This window comes from Streptomyces sp. RPA4-2 (genome assembly GCF_012273515.2).
In the GTDB taxonomy this organism is placed as follows: domain Bacteria; phylum Actinomycetota; class Actinomycetes; order Streptomycetales; family Streptomycetaceae; genus Streptomyces; species Streptomyces kaempferi.
In genome coordinates this window covers 8590014-8610830 of record NZ_CP050975.2, presented here as the reverse complement: position 1 = coordinate 8610830, position 20817 = coordinate 8590014, and the positions used below count along the sequence as shown (strand labels likewise).

The window sequence follows — 20817 nt, the reverse complement described above, 5'->3', positions numbered from 1 at the left end:
CAACTTCCTTCCGGGAGTGCCATGGGACTCTGCTTCGACCTCCCGACGTCCAACGTCGTGGCCCATCTGCTCGATCCGGGCCGTAGGCCCCCTCGTCTGCGACACAGTGAGATCTCGTACTTCCTGCACGTCATGCAGCATCGCAACGACCGGTTCATCTCTTCATCGGCCGAGCTGGCCGATGAGGTACGGAATCGGGCTGTCGCATCCGGCCAGCGCCTCCGCGAGTTTCCTGACCGCTCGGACGTACTGGCGGGACCTGACGTCCGGTACGTACTGCAGCCGCTGGAAGAGCTGTTCGGCCGGTACGAAGCCGTCGTCCTCCCTGTCGGCACCGAGTTACACGAAGGCCAATTAAGCCGGTTCGCCCAGGAGGCGGCGCACGCGCCCGGACACGGCCTTCTTGTCCTCATGCCGCAGCTGTACATGCCGAAAGTGAACGTGCTCGTCCTGGACCCCGACGACGGAGTCAGCGATGCCTTGAAGCGAAGCGACGAATGGCCGGGCGCGGTCTTCACCGTCCGCGGCGAGAGCTCGTTCTTCGTTCCCTTCGACGCCGCTTACGCCGCCGTTGCCGGCGCGGCCTCGGCGGACGCCGACCTGAGGTCGGTGCTACACGCGGCTCGGGAGGCCGCGGAGTTCCAGGCAGTGACAGCCCGCAGGAGTCACCGTCGGCTGTTGCATCTCAGTGACCTTCATCTGGGGACCCTGCAGACGGGCTGGCGGCGCGAGTACCTGAGGCGCGCGCTCTCCCGTCTCGACCCCGTGGATCGAGTCGTCATCACCGGTGATCTCTTCGATCAGCCCCGCGCTCGTCATCGAGAGCAGTACGACGAATTCGTGAGCCAGCTCCGCGATCTCACTCGGGCCGAGCCGATCGTGGTGCCGGGAAACCACGACCAACGAATCTTCGGTAACAAGGTCGGGCGAGTGGGGAGTCGACGTAGTGAACTGGCCGAGGTGCGATGGGACCGCGGGGCCGTGCACGACCGGGACGCCAAGCTCGTCTTCCTCTGCTTCAACTCCTCGAAGAAGGGCGATGCCGCGCGCGGTGGCATCGGCGACAAGCAGTTTCTGGACGTCGCCACTTCGTACGATGCGGCCCGGCGGACCGCGGGGTACGACGACTGTCTGCGTATCGCGGTCCTGCACCACCACCCGTACCCGTACCCGCTGCCTGACGAGGAACCAAGGTCAGGGCACCACCCCAGTGAGGATCCGGTGGCGGGGCACAATCAGACCTGGGTGGAACGAGTCCGGAGCTGGTTTTCTCGGGAACGCCTGCTCGAGATGGAGGATGCCAAGCAGTTCCTGAGCTGGTGTGCGGCCCGTGACGTGAGCCTCGTACTGCATGGGCATCGACACCGGAGCCGGCTGGTTACGGACAGCATTCCCGTCAGCGGCGTTCCTTTCCGCAGGCACGAGCTGACGACTGTGGGCTGCGGCACCTCGCTCGGCGCGGGTGACTCCCCGCTGTCGTTCAACGTGATCGATTGGAATCCGGCTACAGGTAGCTGGGCCGTCGACTTCCAGGAGAGCGAGCCCGACGGCCGTGGATTCCGGTCAGTGGCCGTCCGCGCTTGCACCGCCCGGAGTACCGACGGCTGGTAGGGGAAGGACAGGGGCGGAACCTCACCGGTCCGGGCAGTCGGCGACCGCCCCTGCCACTATTTGACGGACGGCGACGTCTGGACTGTCGAGGTCCAAGAATGCGCTACCGACGCCCCGGGCCTCCGGTCGTCCGCCCTCCAGACACGTAGCGCGGGAGACGGAAGCGATGCGTGCCCCGCGGGGTGGGCGGGGCGACACGGGGGTCCTCGATGGTCGGATCGACGCGCTCCCACCGCAGGTGCGACGGGTGAGCCGTGCCCACGTCCTCGGCGAGCTGGTGACGTAGCTCGCTGGCTAGATGCCGGATCATCCGCGACTCCTCCTCGGCGAGGGACGGGCGAGTGGGCTCGCCGTGCGAGTTCTGGGATGCGGCGGCGATCAAAGCATCCTGGAGCGCCAAATAGCACGTCTTGGCGGCAGGCGTCAGGAACATGCCCCCCGCCTTCTCGCTGAAATACCAGTCGTGAAATGTCCTCGCGAACGCCAGGAGCTGCGCTCGGTCCGGTTCCTCTCCCGAGCGCCACCTCCGTGGGACGCGCTCCGTGAGATGGAACAGCGTCGCGTAGTGCTCAAGACGGCGATCACGTACTGAGAGGTCGTAGGAATGGCGCAGTTGCATGAGCATGTTGGCGCGGTTCGTCAGAAACCCCGCCGCCGCCCCGGCGAGACCGCCGAAAACAGCTCCGAGCAGACCGATGAGCACCGTCATGACCACCCCCGTCGCCGACCGCCGCGCCTTCCCCAAGACATCGCGGTACGGCCGACCGCGTCTCAGGCTGCCACAAGGGCGCTCTCCCGCGAAACGGTGCACGGGTCGTAGAGGGGGTGACGGCGGCCGTGGCAAAGTCCAGGTGTGCGGCCAGCCGAGTCCAGGCTGATGGCCACCGGAATTCCAGGTGGATGGCCGTCTGACCAGTGGTGTTCCTGATCACTTCCTTAACTGGAGGAGACCCCTCCGCCCGTTTGCTGGTGTTTGCACGCATCAGCTACCGGCCGGAGAGGTCCTGTGACGAAGTCTGACACGGAGATTATGGAAATCCTTGAGGCGTACGACCTGACCGGGACGGTCTGGTCGGCGGCGACCTTGACGGGGCACGACCCGAAGACGGTCAAGCGGTATGTCGAGGCCCGCAACGGCGGGCGCAATCCCTATGAGCGAGAGCCGCGGCCGAAGATGATCGACGCGTTCCTGGAGAAGGTCGAGGAGTGGGTCGAGCAGTCGAAGGCGACGATCCGCGCTGATGTGGTCCACGAGAAGCTCGTGAAGATGGGCTACCGGGGCAGCGCGCGCTCGACGAGACGGGCGGTGAACGCGGCGAACTGGCGTGGAAGGAGGGCAAGCGCCGGACGTACCGGCCGTGGATTCCCGAGCCGGGCCGGTGGCTGCAGTTCGACTGGAGCGAGGGTCCGCGGATCGCGGGGCGTCGGACCTGGCTGTTCTGCCATGGCTGTCCTGGTCGCGGTTCCGGGTCGTGATCCCGGTCTGGGACTGCACGTTGGGCACGCTGGTGGCCTGCCTGGACACCACGTTGCGGCGGATCGGCGGGGCGCCGACGTATGTGCGGACCGACAATGCGGAGACGGTGACCGTCGAGCACATCGCCGGGATCCCTGTGCGGCATCCGCAGATGGTCGCCCCGGGCCGGCATTACGGCTGCCAGGTGGTCAGTTGCGTGCCCTACGACCCGGAATCGAAGGGCGGTGCGGAGGCCACGGTCCGTATCGCGAAGGCCGACCTGGTGCCCACCAGCGCGAACCTGCTGGCCGCCTACGACTCGTTCGCCGAGCTCGCCGATGCCTGCCTGACCTGGTGCGATGCGGTGAACTCGCGTCGTCACCGGGCGACCGGGCAGACCGCGGACCGTCTGGACGTCGAACGCACCACGCTGCATGTCCTGCCCATCGAGCCGCTCGCGCTCGCGCTGGGCGAGGAGAGGCTGGTCGGCTCGGACCGCACGATCAGCTTCAACTCGGTGCGCTACTCGACCCCGCCGGGCTATACCGGCGCCAGGGTGTGGTGCCGGGTGGTCGGCGAAGAACTCTCCATCACCGCCCGCACCGACTCCGGTGATCTCTCGGAGATTTGGCGCCACCAGCTTTCCACCCCGGGTGTTCCGCAGATCATCGACGAGCACTACCCCGACCATCCCGACGGCCGCAGCATCCACCAGCCGAGGCTGCGGCCCCGCTCAGAAGCGGAGATCGCGTTCGTGGGCATCGGCCCTGGAGCCGGGCGCTGGCTCAAGGAAGCCGGACCCGCCGGCGCCACCCGCATCCGCGCCAAGATGGCCCGCGCGTTCGAGCTGGCCACCGTCCTGGGCAACGACAAAGTCGACCAAGCCCTCGGACTGGCGGCCACGGCCGGGCGCTTCCCTCTCTGTCAGCCTTGGGTGAGACGACCCGCTTCGTCGGGTTAGCCTGAGAGGGCATGACAGGAGAACCACCCCCTCATGACCAGCACCAAGCCCGCCGGATCCGATCCGGCTCCCCGGCCGAAGCGCCGCACTTTCAGTCCCGAGTACAAGCTGCGGATCGTGGCCGAGTACGAGGCCGCGCCCAAGAACGAGAAGGGCGCGGTCCTGCGCCGCGAGCGGCTGTACCACTCCCATGTCAAGGAGTGGCGGGCCGCGCGGGATGCCGGGGCCCTGGAGAAGCTGGTCGACCAGCGCACCGGCCTGGCGAGGCCGAAGAAATCTGCTGCCGTGGCGGAGAACGAGAAGCTGCGCCGCCAGGTGGAGCGTCTGGAGAAGGAACTGGCCTGGAACAAGGCCGCGTTGGAGGTCATGGGAAAAGCTTCCGCGCTCTTGGAAATGATCTCCGAGGGCGCGGACTGAACGCTGCCGTCGACCCGGTGGCCGACGACGCGTTCACCGGCATCGAGGACGAGCTCGATATCACGGCCGCCTGCCGGCTGACCGGCCGCTCCAGAGCCACCCACTACCGTCGGCTGCGTCCGGCGCCGCCGCGCGGACCCCGCAAGCGGCAGGTCCAGCCCTCGGCTCTGACGGCCGAGGAGCGGGCTGCGGTCCTGGACCTGATGAACAGCGTCGAGTACGCCGAGTTGCCGCCCGCCCAGATCTGGGCCCGCGAGCTGGATGCCGGGCGCTACCACTGCTCCGTCTCCACGATGTACCGGGTCGCCACCGGGCCCTCGCAGGTGTTCACCTGCCGAGTAGCCGGGAGGAATCTCACCTCCCGGCCCTCACAGAACCGTGCGTAACAGTCGCCCGTTACACGGCTCTTGTCGCCCTGATCATCAGACCATCCAGAGCGCCATCGTCACTCGCCAGTGCGCGAACATGCTGGGATATCGCTTCGCGATCTCCTGGAACTTCGCGATGGCCTTGCGCTTCGGCGCCAACCGTTCATATTTCCGTCGGATCCAACGCACCAGATAGGCGTTGATGCGCCTCAAGACCGGGTTCAGCTCCCACGGCCGGAAGCGGCCGTAGTAGTTGACCCAACCCGCCACCACAGGATTGACCCTGCGGGCGAGCTGCACGAAGGACAGGTCGGAACGGGTGTGCAGTCGCCATGACCGCACCTCCCACCCCATCCGTTTCAGGGCTTCCTTGCTGACGGCCGGCGTGAACGACAGGAACTGAGCACCCTGTCGGTCGCGGCCCTTTCTGGCGCGGAAGGTATAGCCCAGGAACGTGAACGCCTCGTGCTCGTACGAGCCTCGGCGCTTGTCGTCCTTGCAGTACACGATCCGGGTCTTGTCCGGGTGCAACTCCAACCCGACCTTGACCATCCTGTTCCGGAGCGCGTCCAGGACCTCGCGGGCCTGACGTTCCGTGACGCAGTGCATGACCGCGTCATCGGCATACCGCTCGAACTGGACGGCGGGGAACTCCCGGTCCATCCATGTGTCGAACGCGTAGTGCAGGAACAGATTCGCCAAAACGGGAGAAACCGGGGCCCCTTGCGGGGTCCCACGCTCCCGGTGCCGCAGGGAACCGTCGGGCATGACGAGCGGGGCGGCGAGCCACCTGCGCACGTACAACTTCACCCAGACGGCGTCGGTGTGAGCTTCCACGGCCTTGACCAAGAGGTCCCAGGGCACGCTGTCGAAGAACCGGGCGATGTCGAATTCGACGACCCAGCCCCGTTTCCAGCAGCGCTCCCGGCACTTCTCCACGGCATCCAGGGCCGACCGGCCAGGCCGATATCCGTAGCTGTCCGGATGGAATACTGGATCCACCCGCCGCATGAGATGCCGGGCCACGACGGTCTGCGCCACACGATCAGAAACAGCAGGAATGCCAAGCATTCTCAAGCCGCTTCCGTGCGTCTTGGGAATCTCCACCGCACGCACCGGAGGAGGGAAGTAAGAGCCCGAAGACATTCGGTTCCAGACCTTGTAGAGGTTCCCACTCAGGTCCTTCTCGAAGTCCTCGACACTTTGCTGATCCACTCCAGGCGCCCCTTTGTTTGCCCTGACTTCCTCCCACGCTTCCTTGACTTCCCACTTGGAGATTTCAAACGGCTTGGTCTTCGACTTCAACTGGCCCACCGAATTCCTCCCGGAAGACTTCCGGTTGATGCGATCAACTCAGTCACGAGCGACCCGCCCCCTTCGCTCCACCCCGATTACAGGGGTTTCAGCACTACTACGAGACGGTCCGCCAGCAGGGCCCGAGTCGGTACTCAGCTCCTGGCAGTTTCTGCTGCTCGGAGTCCTCCCTCTCGCCCACCATCCGGCGGGCAGTACCGGGCTCTGCCTTCTCCTGTTCCATACGGATGCCGCAGACCGGGCTCACGTCGCCTATATGCCGGACGCCACCTGACCAATAGACGGGCTCCCGTCAGGCTCATCCCGAGATCTATCCCATACCCCGGTTTCGACGTCGTCTGATTGTGTTACGACACGTCAGCAGCGATTCACTTGCGTTCGTCTTCCCGGCCCCCACCTGACATCTCTTCCGATGCCTTTTCCTCATCGCTCACCACGACGGTCATTAACCAACGCAGCATGAGGTGGTTTGAAGCCTCCCCCCGCAGGGCGGCTTCGAAGGGCCAAAACCTTCATCATCCGTACAGCACCGCTTACTTGAAGCTGCCTACCAACGCTTCCTTTCACGTTCAGGACACAAGGGACATCACCAAGGCGGCCGGACCGGTCAAGGGCGTCTGGTATCACGCCTACGTCATCCTCGACATCTTCAGCCGCTACATCGTCGGCCATACCGTCGAGCGGGCCGAATCAGCAGCGCGGGCCGAGGAGTTGATCCGCGAGACCATCGCCCGCAACGGCATCGTGCCCCAGACCGTGCACGCGGACCGCGACACCTCGATGACCTCGAAGAAGGTCTCGCAGTTGCTGATCGACCTCGGCGTCACCCGGTCGCACTCGCGGCCGAAGACCTCCAACGACAACCCCTACAGCGAGGCCCAGTTCAAGACCACGAAGTACATGTCCGACTACCCAGAACGGTTCGACTCGCTCGCCCACGCCCGCGACTGGTTCGACGCGTTCATCGCGTACTACAACCACGAGCACCGGCACTCGAGCATCGGCTGGCACACACCGGCCAGCGTGCACTTCGGCACCGCCGAGGAGGTCCGCGACCAGCGGGCCGTCACCCTCGCCGAGGCATACGCCCGCCACCCCGAACGCTTCGGCCGCCGCCCCCGACCACCCCGGATACCCCAGCAGGCATGGATCAACGACCCGGCCAAGCGCAGGGAACCCGCACCACAAATCTCATAACCTCACGACCGTCTCACTGGACTTGAAATCTTCCGCCACGAACGCCAGCTTCGGCGGAACACGGAGTCCCGCGCTGACCCGGCTCAAAGCCACGCGTCCAGCACGGGACACATCCACTGCGCAAAGAGCCGGGGCGTCGGGGGTGTTGTCGCGAAACGCGGCGCCTCTCCATACCGTGCAGGCCGCCGCTCGGCATGGCAGAGGATCCAGCACGCGGAAACCGTCGACGCCGATGTCGGCGGCTACACCGGACCAGCCACACGCCCCCAGGTGGTGTGCCACGGTGCGTTCGGTCAGGTGGGCCGCGCGCCGGGATGCGGGGACGTGCGCTGAGACGCGTATGCGGCATTGCCGTGGTGCCGCAAAGGGGCGAGCGTCTTGGTCACGAGAAGGTTTCGAAAGATCGAGAGCTTCCCCCCGCGTGCTAAAAATCAACGGCACTCAATGTTCACGTCAAGTTCATCTATGTGCAGGGGAGATGGCATGCGAAAGTTTGGACGTCTTGTAGTCGTGCTGGCCGCCTTGGCGGCGTGCTTCGGCCTCACCCAGACAAGCGCCTCCGCGATGGAAGCCTTCTGCTTCAACGACGACGGCGACGCAGGCGGCCGGTCGTGCTACATCTACCACGAGGCGGATGGCCATCACGTCGACTCGGTCAAGTTCGAGGCGTTGGGCGAATACCTCACGATCAACGACCTGGTGTCGGACGGTAAGGGCGTCGCCGCGTACGTCAACGGAGTGCGCTATCCGGGCCAGTCCTCCGTCTACGGCCCCGTCACCTACAACCTGAACATCAGCGAAGGCACCACAGTCGTCCTCACGTCCTGCCAGACCGACAACGGCACGGAGTACGACTGCCATACCGAAAAAGGGAAAGCCTGAGCAGCAGGGCACACACCGTTGACGTTCTGACCGGATGACACCTCAGGCGTCCGACGCACCAGGCTGCGGCGCCGAGTTCGACGGGGAGAGCGGCGTGTTCGTCGAACAGCTTGAGGCAGTGGTACGACTGCACGAGCCCGGTTCGCAGGCCGCAGTACTGGGTCCGGGACGTCTGGTCCGGGGACCGGTTCCGTAAGCCTGTACTGCGGACGTACGACGTTCACGCCGCCGTACGTGAGCTGGAGCGGCCGACTGCGGACGTGCGGAAGTTCAGCGCCACCCAGCAGCTGACGCCGGGCACCGCAGGCGAGCTGACGCGCTGCCTGGACCGCACCGGCCCCGGGCATGGTTGACGCGTTCCTCGTCCCTGTTCAAGGGTCTGGGCGCCGTGCACCGGGGAGCATGTTCGATGTTCCGAGAACGATGGCAGGGCGCCACCAGGCAGCGGCCGCGCGTGGGATGAAGCGCGCCCACGCTGACCAACCGCAACACCGTCGCTGAGGGCCGTGCGGTCGCCAAGACCGCCGCGGCCGTCGGCATCCGGCCCGCCTTCGGAGTCGACGTCGCCGTTGCCCCGCTCTACACCGCCTATGCCCGCACACCAGTGCGGGTGGTGCGCACGTCGTGGAACCCTCCGCGGTTGTGATGGCCCGACAGGTGACCATGTACCACCGGAACGCGCCGTCTCGCACGTCAAGCGCGCTCCGCCAAACGGTTGATACCGTGTCAATTCCCTTGGCGGGGCGATCGCCCTGATGGGTTACTTCAGGTGTCTGCATCAATGGGCGATGGTCCATTGAGTCGCCGCGGACAAGCCTCTCTCCCGGGACTGAACTCATCCCGTCCGGACGGGCCTCCGCACATCCCCCTACGCCGGCGGCCGGAAGTGTTGGCCTGGGCCGGTTCGGGACGTCCGCGGATCGGGACACCCAGTCGCTGCTCGGAGAAGACTTCCGAGTGAGGAGGAACCCCTCACGCCCATCAGTCCCAACCAAGGCTCCACCAGCGGCGGAACAACCGTCACCATCACCGGCGTGAACCTGTCCGGTGCCACCGCCGTCCACTTCGGGTCCCGGACGGCCACGATCACCGCGAACACGCCGATCTCGATCACCGTCATCGACCCCGCGGGCTGCGGCGTCGTCGACGTCAACGTGACGACCGCGGGAGGGACGAGCAACTCGCTCTCCCTTTTTTACATCAGCCCGCCGATCGCGGTGTCTGTGGGCCCGGGCTCCGGTCCGACCGCGGGCGGCAACACGGTCACCATCAACGGCTACGGACTCTCCACGGCCACCGCCGTGTCCTTCGGCTCCAACAGCGCGACGCCGACGGTCGTCTCGGACAGCCAGCTGTCGGTGGTCGTTCCGGCCGGCAGTTCCAGCGGCTCGGTCGACGTCACCGTCACCACCACCGGGGGCACGACCGCTCCGCTCACCTACGCCTACGTCGACGCGCCGACGCTGGTCTCGCTCACACCCGCCTCGGGGCCAACGTCCGGCGGTACCTCGGTGACCGTCAATGGCACCGGCCTGGCGTCCACCACGGCCGTCACCTTCGGCGGTACCACTGCGTCCTTCGCAGTGCTGAACAACGCCACGCTGGTGGCCGTCACACCGCCGGGCGCCGTAGGTTCCGTCGATGTCGTCGTGACCACCGAGGGCGGTAGCGCCACCGCCAGCGGCGGATTCACCTACGTGTCCGGTCCCGGCATCTGACGGTGTCTTGGACGCACGGCTGCGCACGGTTCAGGTCCGCTCCGGTCCACGGGCCCGTGCCCAGCGGAAGCGGTGCGAACTCGCGTACGCCCGCCCGCACCGCTTCTGTGCCCCCCAGCTCGCGGCCCGGCCAGGCCGACCACACCCCTTGGAGTCACCGTGGCCCCTCCCCTCCTCACCTCGGTCGTACCCAACACGGGTTCCGCGGCGGGCACCAATCACGTGACCCTGAACGGAAGCCAGTTCACCGGCGCCACCGCTGTCACGTTCGGATCCGCGGCCGCACTGTCGTACACGGTCAACACCCCCTCGACGATCACGGCGACCGTCCCGCCCGGAAGCGGCACGGTGAACGTCACCGTGCGCACACCCGCCGGGCTCAGCAACGCGGTCGCCTACACCTACGCGCCCACGCCGACCCTCAGCGCGATCGCGCCGAACCAGGGCCCGACGTCCGGCGGGACGATCGTGGTCCTCACCGGAACCGGCGCCACCGGGGCCACTGCCGTCACCTTCGGCAGCACCCCCGCGACCTCCTACACCGTCAACTCCGCCACTCAGATCACCGCAGTCGCCCCGGCCGGCACTGGCGCGGTGGCGGTCACCGCGACCACCGTCGGCGGCACCTCGGGACCGGTGTTCTTCTACTACCTCAACGCGCCCTCGCTGCTGTCCGTCTCGCCCTCCCAGGGCCCTGCGACCGGCGGGACGAGCGTGGTCCTCACCGGCACCGGCCTCACCGGGACCACCGCCGTCACCTTCGGCAGCACCCCGGCGAGCTCCTACACCGTCAACTCCGCCACCCAGATCACCGCGGTAGCCCCGCCCGGCAGCGGATCCGTCGCGTGCACCGTCACCGGTCCCGGTGGCACCAGCAACTCCGTCATCTACACCTACCTGGCAGCGCCGGCGCTCACCGCGCTGTCGCCCGCGCAGGGGCCGACGGGCGCGGGCGCCGCCGTGACCCTGACAGGCACCGGGCTGACCACGACCTTCGCGGTCCACTTCGGCACCGTACCGGCGGCCTTCACCGTGGTGTCGGACACGACAGCGATCGCGATCGCCCCGGCAGGTCCGGCGGGTCCGGTGCCGGTGAGCGTCACGACGTCGGGCGGCACCAGTAACTCGCTCACCTACCAGCGGGTCGCGCCTCCCGCGATCTAGCCAGTACCACGGCATCGGCGCCGCCGGCCCGCGCCTGCCCCGCGCCATCGGCCCGCTCCCGCCCATTCGAGCGAGCCGATGACTCAGGTGGGGCCGCCGGGACCCGCGCCTCCCGCATATGCCATCGAGAGCGGCCTAAGGTCACGCTCCGAACGGTTACGGCGAACCCCCGCCTGACAATCGGACCGAGGAGGCCCCTCAGTGAAAGCGTGTCGTGCGCGCAAAGCCGGAGTCATGGTCGCCGTAGCGGCGGCGGCCACAGTGCTGTTCCTCGCTCCGTCGGCTGCCGCCGCCGATCAGTCGTCGACCACGGTCCAGGCCACGCCTTCTTCGGCGACGACCGGGCAACTGGTGAGTCTCGACGCGACAGTGACCTGCAGCTCGGACCCGAGCGGCGGCCTCGGCGTGTCGTTCTTCGACGGCCCGGACCTCCTGGCGACCGCGCCCGTCTCCGCCGACGGACACTCCTCACTGACCACCGGTTTCACGACCACCGGAACACACACCATCACCGCCGCCTACAACGGCGACGACAGTTGCGGCGCTTCGAGCGACACCACCACCGTCACCGTGTCCCAGGCCCCGGCTCCCCCGGCCAACAACCCGGGCTGCCTGCTGTGCGGGCTCATCGACTTCCACGTCGGGGACATCCACAACGAGGTCAACGTCAACAGCCACAACGTGACGCGCATCCACAAGTAAGCCCGGCCTGCCGGCCACTTGACGCGCGCGAGGGGTGCCACGGGCCCGCGGCACCCCTCGCGTGTCTGCTACGAGGTCCCGGTTGAAGCAGCGCTCGACGGCGTGCCGCCGCCAGAAGATACATCTACCTCGGCACCGTCACCCTCACAGCACTCGTGATCTGGCTCCGCACACGATCCGAAAAAAGCCCCCTGCGCAGCGTCCGCTGGCCTGTCGCCACCGCCAGGCCAGCACGAACCCAGCCGCCACACGCCCCGTTGAGACGGAATTCAGGAGCGCAGGTCGAGCAGGGCGGACATGGCCGCCACCACGGACGGGGCGACCTGGTAGTAGACCCAGGTGCCGAGTGCTGACGGCCGATCCGGCGCACCTCCACCGTCTGTGGCACGGCTGGCGCCCAGCAGCGTGTCCGCGAGGTGGCTGCCGGGGGCTTCCCGGGGCACTGCGGCCACCGGACCTCGCTCAGGCCTGAACCGGCCCGTCCGCAGCACGTCCTTAGCGGCACCGACTCACATCCCTGGAGCGCCGCACCATGAGCACACGCCCACTGGCCGCTCTGTGGGCACGGGGCAGACCCGGCAGCCGACCCGGTCGGCTGCCGCGGCATACAGGTCCCCGGCTACACCCTCGACTTCATCGCAACCCAGGAGAGCGGCGGCCTTCGCTGACCGCGGTCCGGCGGAGCGGCACAGCACGGGCTGCCAGCCATCACAAGGGCGCGCGCTACTGCTGCGCGAAGCGCACGCCACGCGACCCGTGTGCTGACCGAAGCCGAATTCGGCCCAGTCACACAGGCACGTCGCCACCGGCTCGGCAGTCCGTCTGCGCCGAGCTTCCCGCCCCGCGGAAGGTGTCGTTGCTACACTTTGGTTGCCACCTCAAGGCAAAGTGGACGCCAGGAGTGCCACGGCTCATCGCAGACAGATGCAGGCCGTGAGCCTGGCGTGAAGGGGCGAGACCGCAGAAAATCCCGTGTAGCTGCTCCTGGGTCTACTGCGGGGGTCACCGTCGGGACTGCCGCCACCTTGCGGTCACGTTTGGCGACGGCCCAGCTTCCCCACCGCCGCCCACCGGGCCTCCTACGCCGGCCTCGCCCCGACCACGAAGTCGTCGGGGGCCTCGATCCACGGCGAACACGCACCTAGAGACGGAAACCCGCAGTTCAAACGCGCGATGTCCTCGCGTTCGCCGGCTGAGGCCTTCAGCAGGGCCGGGAAGACTCCCTGTCACGGGCGGCACCCCGGCGTCTTCACCGCCGGCCCCGGTTGCCTCGACCGCTGAAATCTGGCCTTCCGCCTCTTCTCCCCGTCTTCCGATCCCCATGCTTCCGACCCTCGCGCTTCCGGCGCCTGTGCTTCCGAGGCCCGTGCTCGCGGTCCTCGCGCCGCGTCCGCCGCGTGGGACGTAGGTGCGTCCCGCGAGCGACCTCAGGGGCGTGACCCGGATTCCGGCGCCGGACATCCTGATGGTGTTCATGGGACCACAGTGCTCCCGGGGAGTCGGGGCAACCAGATCCCTGCTGTGAGGAGGAACGCGGATCCTGGTACCGGCAGCACCACCCTGCGCAGGTCAGCGGTCGGTGTCCGGGCCGGTCGGCGGGTCGCCGCCGGGAAGCTTGAGGGTGAACACCGAGCCGGCCCCGACCTCACTCGTGACGGTGACGGTACCCCCGTGCGCGACGACGAGTTGGCGGACGATGGACAGGCCGAGCCCGCTGCCGCCGGTGCGTCGGCTGCGCGACTTCTCGGCTCTCCAGAACCGGTCGAAGACGCTGGGCAGATCCTCCGGCGCGATGCCGCTGCCGGTGTCGGTCACGTCGAGGACGACCTCGCCGTCCACCCGCCGTGCCGAGAGGGTGACCGTGCCGCCCTGCGGGGTGTGGCGTACCGCGTTGGACACCAGGTTCCCGAGCGCCTGCCGCATCCGGACCGGGTCGGCGTCGAACCACGGCGTCCCGTCCACCGTCGTCCGCAGAGCGATGCCCGCCGCCTCGGCCCCCACTCGGTGCGCCGCGGCGACCTGTTCGATCAGTTCGTCGGCGCGGACCGCCTCCGGGTGCAGCGTGAGGGCGCCCGCGTCGGCTGCCGCGAGGTCCTGGAGGTCGTCGATGACCCGTTGGAGGAGCATCGCCTCCTCGTGCAGGGAGGCGAGCAGTTCCGGGTCGGGGGCGACGATGCCGTCCCGGGTCACCTCGAGCCAGCCGCGGATGTTGGTGAGCGGGGTGCGCAGTTCGTGGGCGATGTCGCTGACCATCGCCTTGCGCTGGGCCTCCAGCCGTTCGCGGCGCTCGGTCAGTTCGTTGAAGGCCATGGCCAGGATGCCGGTCTCGTCCCGGGTGGTGACCGGAACCCGTGCGTGTGCCTCGGGCGGTTGCTGGGCGGCCTGGGTCAGCGCGCGCAGTGGGCGTACGAGTCGGGTGGCGACCAGCGCGGTCACGGCCACGGTGAGGGCGAGGACGAGACCGGTGACGGCGACGACCTTGGTCTTGTTGGCGGGTGACATGTCGAAGTGCGGTACGGCCGTGTCGCCCGTGCCGAGGAAGAGTTCGGCGACCGGGGCGACCGTGGGGTCGAGTTGTTCGCGGCGTGCCTCGGTGACGCATTCCTTGCCCTTGCGCTGGCGCGCCGTGTCCTGACCGTCGTGCGCCGTCTTGCTGAAGGCGAAGTCCGGTTCCATGCTCCGGTCGGTGACACCGAACTCGATGAACGCGGTGGGGCCCACGTGCTCGCGGTCCAGGCACGGCCGGGCGATCCTCGTCAGTTCGTCCAGCGCGGTCTGCTCGGTGTGCGTGGGGGTGTTGAGCAGTCCGTCGGCGCATTCGTTCGGCACGTTCGCGTTGCCGTCGACTCCGTTCGCGTCGATGAGGACGGGGCGGCCGCTCGGTGTCACCTTGATGGTGGTCTCGATGCCGTTGCGCCGGAAGCAATTCTGGCGTTTCGTCGCCAGTATCCGCAGTCGGGCGCGGTCCTGGGAGGTCAGCCGGTAGGGGCCCACCGCGCGGGGGTCGGTGCCGCTGAGCTGCGCCCCGGGTTCGGAGTAGGTGTCGGTGTGCAGGGGGTCGATCGTGGCCGCGGCGCCCGGCGGCAGGGCGGTGCCGGGGGGCGCGGAGTCGGCGATCGGTGTGCGGTCCGGTGCCGTGAGCGCGACGCGGCGTCCCGTGCTGTCCGACAGTTCGCGCAGGGTGGTGCGGACGCCGGACCAGTCGGCGTGTGTCGCGGCGTATCCGCTGAGCTGCCGGAGGATCTCGGTGTCGTCGGCGAGTGCCTGCCCCTGCTCCTCCTGGATGGCGCGTGTCGTGGTCTGCACCGCGAGCCACGCGGTCGCCGCCACCGAGCAGAGGGCGATCAGGACCGAGGTGATCATCAGCCGTACGAGGAGGCTCTTGCGCAGCGGTATGCCGGACCTCATGCGCGCTCGCCGCTGAGCTTGTACCCGACGCCGAACACCGTCAGCAGCCGCACGGGACGGCGCGGGTCCGGTTCGATCTTCCTGCGCAGGTTCATGATGTGCACGTCGATGGCCCGCTCGGTGGAGGCCCGGTCGCTGCCGCGGGTGCAGTTCAGCAACTGCCTTCTGGAGAAGACCCGTTCGGGCTCGGCGGTCATGGCGCGCAGGATCTCGTACTCGCCCGGTGTGCACTCCACGCGTGAGCCGTCGCAGTGCACCTCGTGCCGCACCGGGTCCACGGCGATGCCGGCGGCGCGTACGACCCGGTCCTGCTCGGTGGCCGCGCGCCCGCTGCGCCGCAGGACCGTGCGGATGCGGGCCATCAGTTCGCGGGGGCTGTAGGGCTTGGTCATGTAGTCGTCCGCGCCGAGTTCCAGGCCGAGCAGGACGTCGTCCTCGGTGGAGCGGGCGGTGAGCATGAGGACCGGGATGTCGCCGTTCCTGCGCAGCACCCTGCACACCCCGAAGCCGTCGATCACCGGGAGCATCAGGTCCAGGACGACGAGGTCCGGTCTGAGGCGCCGGACCTCGTCGAGGGCGGCCGCGCCGTCGTGGACCACGGTCGCGGTGTGTCCCTCCTGCAGCAGCGAGCGGCGTATCAGCTCCGCCTGCTTCTCGTCGTCCTCCGCGACCAGCACATGTGCGCACACCCAGCCGATGGTAGGCGCCGGCGGGCATGAACGGTGCAGGTCGGAGACGCTTCCCACACGCTGACAACTTCCTGATATCCGCGTGCGGGGCGGCCCGGCCGGCTGCTTCGGCCCTCGTCGCGCCCGCCCGGCGCGGTCCCGGGCGCGGGTCCGTCCGGTCCGTCCCGCGGGCCCGGGGCGACGCCTCTTCGCCCTGGCCGTACGGAAGTTGCCGCACGCACGGATCTTGACGCTCCCGGATCGGGCGCCTTAGTTTCCCCAAGGATTAAAACGTTTCAAAGCCGTGGGCCCGCAGGGGTCTTCTTTGTGCTGCCCTCCGAGAGAGTGGACGAGATCCATGAGCAACCACGCCCCGACGCCTCGTACGGGACTCCCCCGCCGCGCCCTCCTCGGAGCCGCCGTCGCCACCGCCGCGGCCGGCGCGCTGGACTGGCGCCTCCCCGTACCGGCCGCCGCCGCGTCCACTACGTCCTCGTCCCTGCCCTTCGCCGAGCCCGGTCACGAGGTACGGCCGAAGTTCCGCTGGTGGTGGCCGGACGGGCTCGTGCGCCCTGACGAGATCCGACGGGAGATCGACCAGATCGCCGACGCCGGTTTCGGCGGCGCCGAGATAGCGGCCGTCCACCACAGCGTCACGGACAGCGCGGTCCTCGACACGGCGCACCACGGCTGGGGCAGCGCCTCCTGGGTGACCGGAGTGGAGGCGGCCCTCACCCAGGCCGCCCGGCGCGGGATCACGGTGGACCTCACCATCGGCCCGAGCTGGCCCGCGGCGGTCCCCGGCATCACCCCGGACAGCGACGCCGCGGTCAAGGAACTCGCCTACGGATCCGTCACCCTGACCGCGGGAACTTCCTACTCCGGGACCGTCCCCGCTCCTGTCCACACCGCCGCGCCCGGGGTGACCCGCCAGGACCTGCTGCTGGTGCACGCGGCCCGCCTGAACACCGCGAACTCCACCCGCAAGGAGACCGGACTCGACCTGGACTCCGTGACCGACCTGAGCGACGCCGTCACCGCCGGCACCCTCACCTGGACCGCGCCCGACGACGGCACCTGGGTGATCCTCTCGTACTGGGTGCGCGGCTCCGGACAGACCCCGGAGGGCGGCCCGCACACCGCCCCCGCCGCGTACGTGGTCGACCACTTCAGCGCGGCCGGCACCCGGGCGGTGACCGACTTCTGGGAGGGCCGCGTTCTCACCCCCGCCGTACGCCGGCTGCTGAAGGTGTCCGGCGGGGCACTGTTCGAGGACTCCATCGAGCTGGAGACCGAGGGACTGCAGTGGACACCCGCGCTGCCGGACGCCTTCCTCGCCCACACCGGCCGCTCCCTGCTGCCGCTGCTGCCCGCCGTGGTCCTCGACCACGGCAGCCAGGTCTACGCGTTCGAGGCCGGCGTCACCCGGCAGATCCGGCACGACTTCTGGGAGACCGTCTCCGGCCTCTTCAACCGGCACCACGTCACGGCGCTGCGCACCTGGGCCCACTCACTCGGCCTGCGGCTGCGCTCCCAGCCCTACGGCCTGCAGACCGACGCGATCGCCTCGGCAGCGATCCTCGACATCCCCGAGGGCGAGTCCCTCGGCTTCAAGAACCTCGACGACTACCGCTGCCTGGCCGGCGGACGCGACATGGCCGGACATACGGTGCTGTCCTGCGAGGCGGGCGCGTACGCGGGCGGCGCGTACAACACCACCTGGCAGAAGTTCCTGCGCACCATGGGCGGCGCCTACGCGGCCGGTGTCAACCAGACGGTCGTGCACGGCTTCTCGTACGCCGAGCTGCCCGGCGTGAACTGGCCGGGATACGCGGCCTTCACCCCGTACAAGGGAACGGTCGGCTACGGCGAGTCCTGGGGGCCCAGGCACCCGACCTGGCGGCACGTCCAGGACGTGTCCGGGTATCTGAGCCGGGTCCACCAGGTGTTGCAGACCGGCCGCCCGCGCGCCGACGTCGCGGTCTTCCGGCAGACCGGCTACACCGCCACCGGCATCGGCGCCTCCTGGTTCACCGCGACCGGCATCCCGCTCGGCTGGACCCACCAGTTCCTCAGCGGCCCCCTGCTCGATCTGCCGAGCGCCACCGTGCGCCGGGGACGACTGGCACCCGACGGCCCGGCGTACAAGGCCCTCTTCGTCGAGGGTGACTTCTTCTACGGCTCCACGGTGACCCTCGCGTTGCCGGATGCCCGCGCCCTGCTGCGCCTCACCCGTGCCGGACTGCCCGTTGTCCTGCTGGGCGCCTGGGACACCGTCGTCCCGCCCGGTGTCCCGGACCCCGGCGAGAGCGAGGAACTGCGCACCCTGGTGGCCGAGTTGCTGGCCCAGCCCCGGGTCCGTCAGATCGCCGACAAGGCCGGCGTCCCTGCCGCGCTCGCCGACCTCGGGGTGGAGCCGGACGTCCGGTACGCGACCTCCTCCACCCTGCTGAACGCCCGCCGGGTGGCCGACGGCGTCGACTACTACTACCTGTGCAACGGCAAGCACGCCGAGACCGTCAAACCCCCGGTGGCCGCCATCGACCACGAGGTCACCCTGCGCCGCACGACGGCCGACGCCGTCCCCCACCTCCTCGACCCGTGGACGGGACGCGCCGAACGCCTCGCCCGCTACACCGAGGCCGGGGACACCGTCACCGTGCGGGTCACCCTGCAGCCCGCCGAGACCCTGATCGTGGCCCTCGGCCGCCCCGGCCTCTTCGGCGACCGTCGGGGCGGCCGCACCCACGCGGTGAGCAGTGACGCGGACGAGGTGCGTTTCACCGCCGCCGGGCTCACCGTCCGGGCCGCCACGGCGGGCACGTACAGCACCGTCCTGTCCTCCGGCCGTACCGTGCGGACGACGCTGAAGGCCGTCCCGGAGCCCATGGAGCTCACCTCCTGGAAGCTGCGCGTCGAGGACTGGCGACCGGGCGACACGGCTTCACAGACCACCGTCCTCCGGCACGACCTCGCCCTCGACGCGTTGCTGCCCTGGTCGCAGATCACCGAACTCGCCGACGTGGCGGGCATCGGCCGCTACCGCACCACCGTCACCCTCGCCGACGGCTGGAGCGGCGGCCGCGGCGCGCGCCTGGAACTGGGCGGCGTGAGCGACACCTGCCGGGTCACCGTGAACGGTCACCGGCTCGACCCCGTCGACCAGATCCATCCCGTCGTGGACCTGGGCGGCCTTCTGGTGCGGGGTGTCAACGTCATCGAGGTCGAGGTCGCCACTCCGCTGGCCAACCGGCTTCGGGTCAGCGACCCGGCGGTCTACGGCGGTACGGCCCGCCAGGCGTACGGCCTGACCGGACCGGTGCGGCTGGTGCCCTACGGCGAGGCCCGCATCGGCTGACCGCTCCTCTCCGGGGGCCGGCCCGACGCGGCGGGTGGCGTGCGCGCAGGGAGTGGCGTGCGCCAGCGGGCGTGCGCACCCGCCCGTCGCGGTCCCGGCCCCAGCCCGCACCTCGGCCTCGACGGCATCGCGCCGCTGAAACAGGGGCGGTTCGGCCGGTTCCCCGGGGCCGGGACCCTGTTCGTGGTCTGCCGCGCCATCCTCCTGTGGATCGTCATCCTCTCCGCGCTCGCGACCGCGTTCCTGGTCGGTGTGGTGCTGGGTATCACCTGGATGTGGCGCGTGCTCGCGCGGCCGTTCCGGTCCCGCAGCGAGGCAGCAAGGCAGCCGGCCGACGCCCGCGAGTACAGGGAGGCCGCGTGATCGACGTCTTCGCGTTCGTTGCCCTCGTCGTCGCCGTGTCCGCGACCAGCCTCTGCCACCACGCGCAGCCGATGCCCGGCGTGGCGTGGTTTCGGCGCCTCGCACGCCCGCACCCCCGGCCGTTCGAGGACGCGCCGGCCAACCCCCGAGCTGCCCCAGCCGCGCGCCATCCCGTCGCGGGCACGCCCCGGCACCGACAGGCGGGAAGCCGCATGACCGACACCCCGGCCCCCGCGCCCGCCGTCGGCCAGATCTGGCAGGACAACGACCCACGCGGCTACGGCCGTGAGGTCCGCATCGTCGAGATCGATGACACCCACGCGGTCGTCGAGCCGGCCTTGCCTCGCGGCGCCGGGCACCTGCGCGCCAAGCCCGGCCGCCGTACCCGCCTCCGCCTCGATCGCCTCCGACCGACCAGCACCGGCTACCGGTACGTCAGCGGCCCCACCTGACCTGTTCGCGTCGGCCTCGTCATCCCGCGAGCGGGCGCACCCCCAATCACACCACCAAACCCGAAAGGCCAACTGACACCCGGCGGACGACGTAATAAACTCAGCTCGAACGTGGCGGGCCCGCCTCACCGCGGATGTCATCCGGCTCCGCACCCGCCGTCTCGACCGCCTCGTGCCGGGGCACCTTCTCCCTGGCCACCCCGGCAGCGGCACGAGCCAACTGCGCACGCAGCTGGTCGAACGCCTGAGGACCTGACAGATCCCGCAACCTGCGACTTCTGCTCATGCACGACTAACGCCGCACCGACCCATCCGACACCGCAATACCGCCAAACGGGGGCACGTTGCGAACCTCGACGCCCACCGCGACTGCCGCCGACCGCGAGCGGAGCCCTCACTCTCGCAGGGGACAGGCCAAGGCCCGGGAGACGAAAGGCCGTTGCGGCGCCAGCCTCTTCTGCAGAAGTGGCCGACCTCAACCCGGCCTCGGAAGAGTGAACCATTGGGGGGCGACGTTTCACCCTCCAACCCCGTCCGCATACCTTCTCTCGTTGCACCCGACGAAGAGATACGCAAGCCGTTGCCCGCGCTCAAAATGTCCTTTGCCTCCGCACTGTCGGCCGCGGTCCTTGCATCGTCCCGCCGGACTGCACGCCCGGCAGCTGGTTGCCGCCACCCGGCTGAAGAAGTCGCGGGTTGCCCGAGGTATCGGGCACCTTCGCGATGTCGCGGCGGCGGAACACCTCACCCCGATCATCTACACATGCAAGGACGGCTA

At 69.0% G+C, this 20817-nt stretch carries 17 protein-coding genes and 1 pseudogene; 13 read left to right on the top strand and 5 right to left on the bottom strand.

Features of this window, described 5'->3' with window-relative positions; translation table 11 throughout:
• The first annotated feature begins 132 nt into the window (after positions 1-132).
• Complete coding sequence (locus HEP85_RS37670) at positions 133-1611, top strand: metallophosphoesterase (protein ID WP_168531909.1); 1479 nt, start codon at positions 133-135, stop codon at positions 1609-1611.
• A gap of 103 nt (positions 1612-1714) precedes the next feature.
• On the opposite strand, the gene HEP85_RS37665 is transcribed toward HEP85_RS37670, so the two are convergent.
• A complete protein-coding gene (locus HEP85_RS37665; protein WP_168531908.1) occupies positions 1715-2320 on the bottom strand; it encodes a hypothetical protein in 606 nt (201 codons plus the stop codon).
• 787 nt (positions 2321-3107) lie between these two features.
• Between HEP85_RS37665 and HEP85_RS37660 the strand changes: the two genes are divergently transcribed.
• From HEP85_RS37660 to HEP85_RS37650, 3 genes are read left to right on the top strand one after another with little or no spacing between them, the layout of a single operon-like run.
• Positions 3108-4028, top strand: coding sequence for a hypothetical protein (locus tag HEP85_RS37660; RefSeq protein ID WP_248002260.1), 921 nt, complete (start codon positions 3108-3110; stop codon positions 4026-4028).
• 33 nt (positions 4029-4061) lie between these two features.
• Positions 4062-4445, top strand: coding sequence for a transposase (locus HEP85_RS37655; RefSeq protein ID WP_168531906.1), 384 nt, complete (start codon positions 4062-4064; stop codon positions 4443-4445).
• A 17-nt stretch (positions 4446-4462) separates the two neighbouring features.
• Positions 4463-4831, top strand: a complete 369-nt coding sequence (locus HEP85_RS37650) for a helix-turn-helix domain-containing protein (RefSeq protein ID WP_168531905.1) — start codon at positions 4463-4465, stop codon at positions 4829-4831.
• Between the two features lie 36 nt (positions 4832-4867).
• On the opposite strand, the gene ltrA is transcribed toward HEP85_RS37650, so the two are convergent.
• A complete protein-coding gene (gene ltrA / locus HEP85_RS37645) occupies positions 4868-6127 on the bottom strand; it encodes a group II intron reverse transcriptase/maturase (protein WP_168531904.1) in 1260 nt (419 codons plus the stop codon).
• A gap of 537 nt (positions 6128-6664) precedes the next feature.
• Between ltrA and HEP85_RS37640 the strand changes: the two genes are divergently transcribed.
• The 5 genes from HEP85_RS37640 to HEP85_RS37620 all read left to right on the top strand — a co-directional run bounded on the left by HEP85_RS37640 (position 6665) and on the right by HEP85_RS37620 (position 11790).
• A complete protein-coding gene (locus HEP85_RS37640; protein WP_168531903.1) occupies positions 6665-7324 on the top strand; it encodes a DDE-type integrase/transposase/recombinase in 660 nt (219 codons plus the stop codon).
• A 483-nt stretch (positions 7325-7807) separates the two neighbouring features.
• Positions 7808-8206 carry a hypothetical protein gene (locus HEP85_RS37635; RefSeq protein WP_168531902.1) on the top strand — a complete coding sequence of 133 codons (399 nt, stop codon included), beginning with the start codon at positions 7808-7810 and terminating at the stop codon, positions 8204-8206.
• 980 nt (positions 8207-9186) lie between these two features.
• Complete coding sequence (locus HEP85_RS37630; RefSeq protein ID WP_168534461.1) at positions 9187-9924, top strand: IPT/TIG domain-containing protein; 738 nt, start codon at positions 9187-9189, stop codon at positions 9922-9924.
• 159 nt (positions 9925-10083) lie between these two features.
• On the top strand, positions 10084-11088 hold the full coding sequence (locus HEP85_RS37625; RefSeq protein ID WP_168531901.1) for an IPT/TIG domain-containing protein: 1005 nt from the start codon (positions 10084-10086) through the stop codon (positions 11086-11088).
• A gap of 234 nt (positions 11089-11322) precedes the next feature.
• Complete coding sequence (locus tag HEP85_RS37620; RefSeq protein ID WP_168531900.1) at positions 11323-11790, top strand: Ig-like domain-containing protein; 468 nt, start codon at positions 11323-11325, stop codon at positions 11788-11790.
• A 269-nt stretch (positions 11791-12059) separates the two neighbouring features.
• On the opposite strand, the gene HEP85_RS37615 is transcribed toward HEP85_RS37620, so the two are convergent.
• Positions 12060-12242: a hypothetical protein gene (locus tag HEP85_RS37615; protein ID WP_248002258.1), complete on the bottom strand. Its 183-nt coding sequence runs from the start codon at positions 12240-12242 to the stop codon at positions 12060-12062.
• A 572-nt stretch (positions 12243-12814) separates the two neighbouring features.
• Between HEP85_RS37615 and HEP85_RS37610 the strand changes: the two are divergent.
• A pseudogene (locus HEP85_RS37610) lies at positions 12815-12966 on the top strand (transposase); the annotation flags it as partial.
• 393 nt (positions 12967-13359) lie between these two features.
• Here HEP85_RS37610 and HEP85_RS37605 read toward each other — a convergent pair.
• Complete coding sequence (locus HEP85_RS37605) at positions 13360-15198, bottom strand: cell wall metabolism sensor histidine kinase WalK (RefSeq protein WP_168531899.1); 1839 nt, start codon at positions 15196-15198, stop codon at positions 13360-13362.
• Entirely contained in the window at positions 15195-15887 is a 693-nt protein-coding gene (locus tag HEP85_RS37600; RefSeq protein ID WP_168531898.1) for a response regulator transcription factor, read from the bottom strand. The genes HEP85_RS37605 and HEP85_RS37600 overlap by 4 nt, the downstream gene beginning before the upstream one ends.
• Positions 15888-16224: 337 nt before the next feature.
• Here HEP85_RS37600 and HEP85_RS37595 point away from each other — a divergent pair, with 337 nt between their 5' ends.
• From HEP85_RS37595 to HEP85_RS37585, 3 genes are read left to right on the top strand one after another with little or no spacing between them, the layout of a single operon-like run.
• Positions 16225-19224: a glycosyl hydrolase gene (locus HEP85_RS37595; RefSeq protein ID WP_168531897.1), complete on the top strand. Its 3000-nt coding sequence runs from the start codon at positions 16225-16227 to the stop codon at positions 19222-19224.
• 57 nt (positions 19225-19281) lie between these two features.
• Complete coding sequence (locus HEP85_RS37590) at positions 19282-19587, top strand: hypothetical protein (RefSeq protein WP_168531896.1); 306 nt, start codon at positions 19282-19284, stop codon at positions 19585-19587.
• Positions 19584-20039 carry a hypothetical protein gene (locus HEP85_RS37585; protein ID WP_369658021.1) on the top strand — a complete coding sequence of 152 codons (456 nt, stop codon included), beginning with the start codon at positions 19584-19586 and terminating at the stop codon, positions 20037-20039. The genes HEP85_RS37590 and HEP85_RS37585 overlap by 4 nt, the downstream gene beginning before the upstream one ends.
• The last annotated feature ends 778 nt before the right edge of the window (positions 20040-20817 follow it).

Bases quoted from the DNA above. Each gene is read 5' to 3' on its own strand.
- HEP85_RS37655 (WP_168531906.1), top strand. From the start codon at position 4,062: ATGACCAGCACCAAGCCCGCCGGATCCGATCCGGCTCCCCGGCCGAAG.
- HEP85_RS37620 (WP_168531900.1), top strand. From the start codon at position 11,323: ATGGTCGCCGTAGCGGCGGCGGCCACAGTGCTGTTCCTCGCTCCGTCG.
- HEP85_RS37670 (WP_168531909.1), top strand. From the start codon at position 133: ATGCAGCATCGCAACGACCGGTTCATCTCTTCATCGGCCGAGCTGGCC.
- HEP85_RS37595 (WP_168531897.1), top strand. From the start codon at position 16,225: ATGAGCAACCACGCCCCGACGCCTCGTACGGGACTCCCCCGCCGCGCC.
- HEP85_RS37635 (WP_168531902.1), top strand. From the start codon at position 7,808: ATGCGAAAGTTTGGACGTCTTGTAGTCGTGCTGGCCGCCTTGGCGGCG.
- HEP85_RS37605 (WP_168531899.1), bottom strand. From the start codon at position 15,198: ATGAGGTCCGGCATACCGCTGCGCAAGAGCCTCCTCGTACGGCTGATG.
- HEP85_RS37665 (WP_168531908.1), bottom strand. From the start codon at position 2,320: ATGACGGTGCTCATCGGTCTGCTCGGAGCTGTTTTCGGCGGTCTCGCC.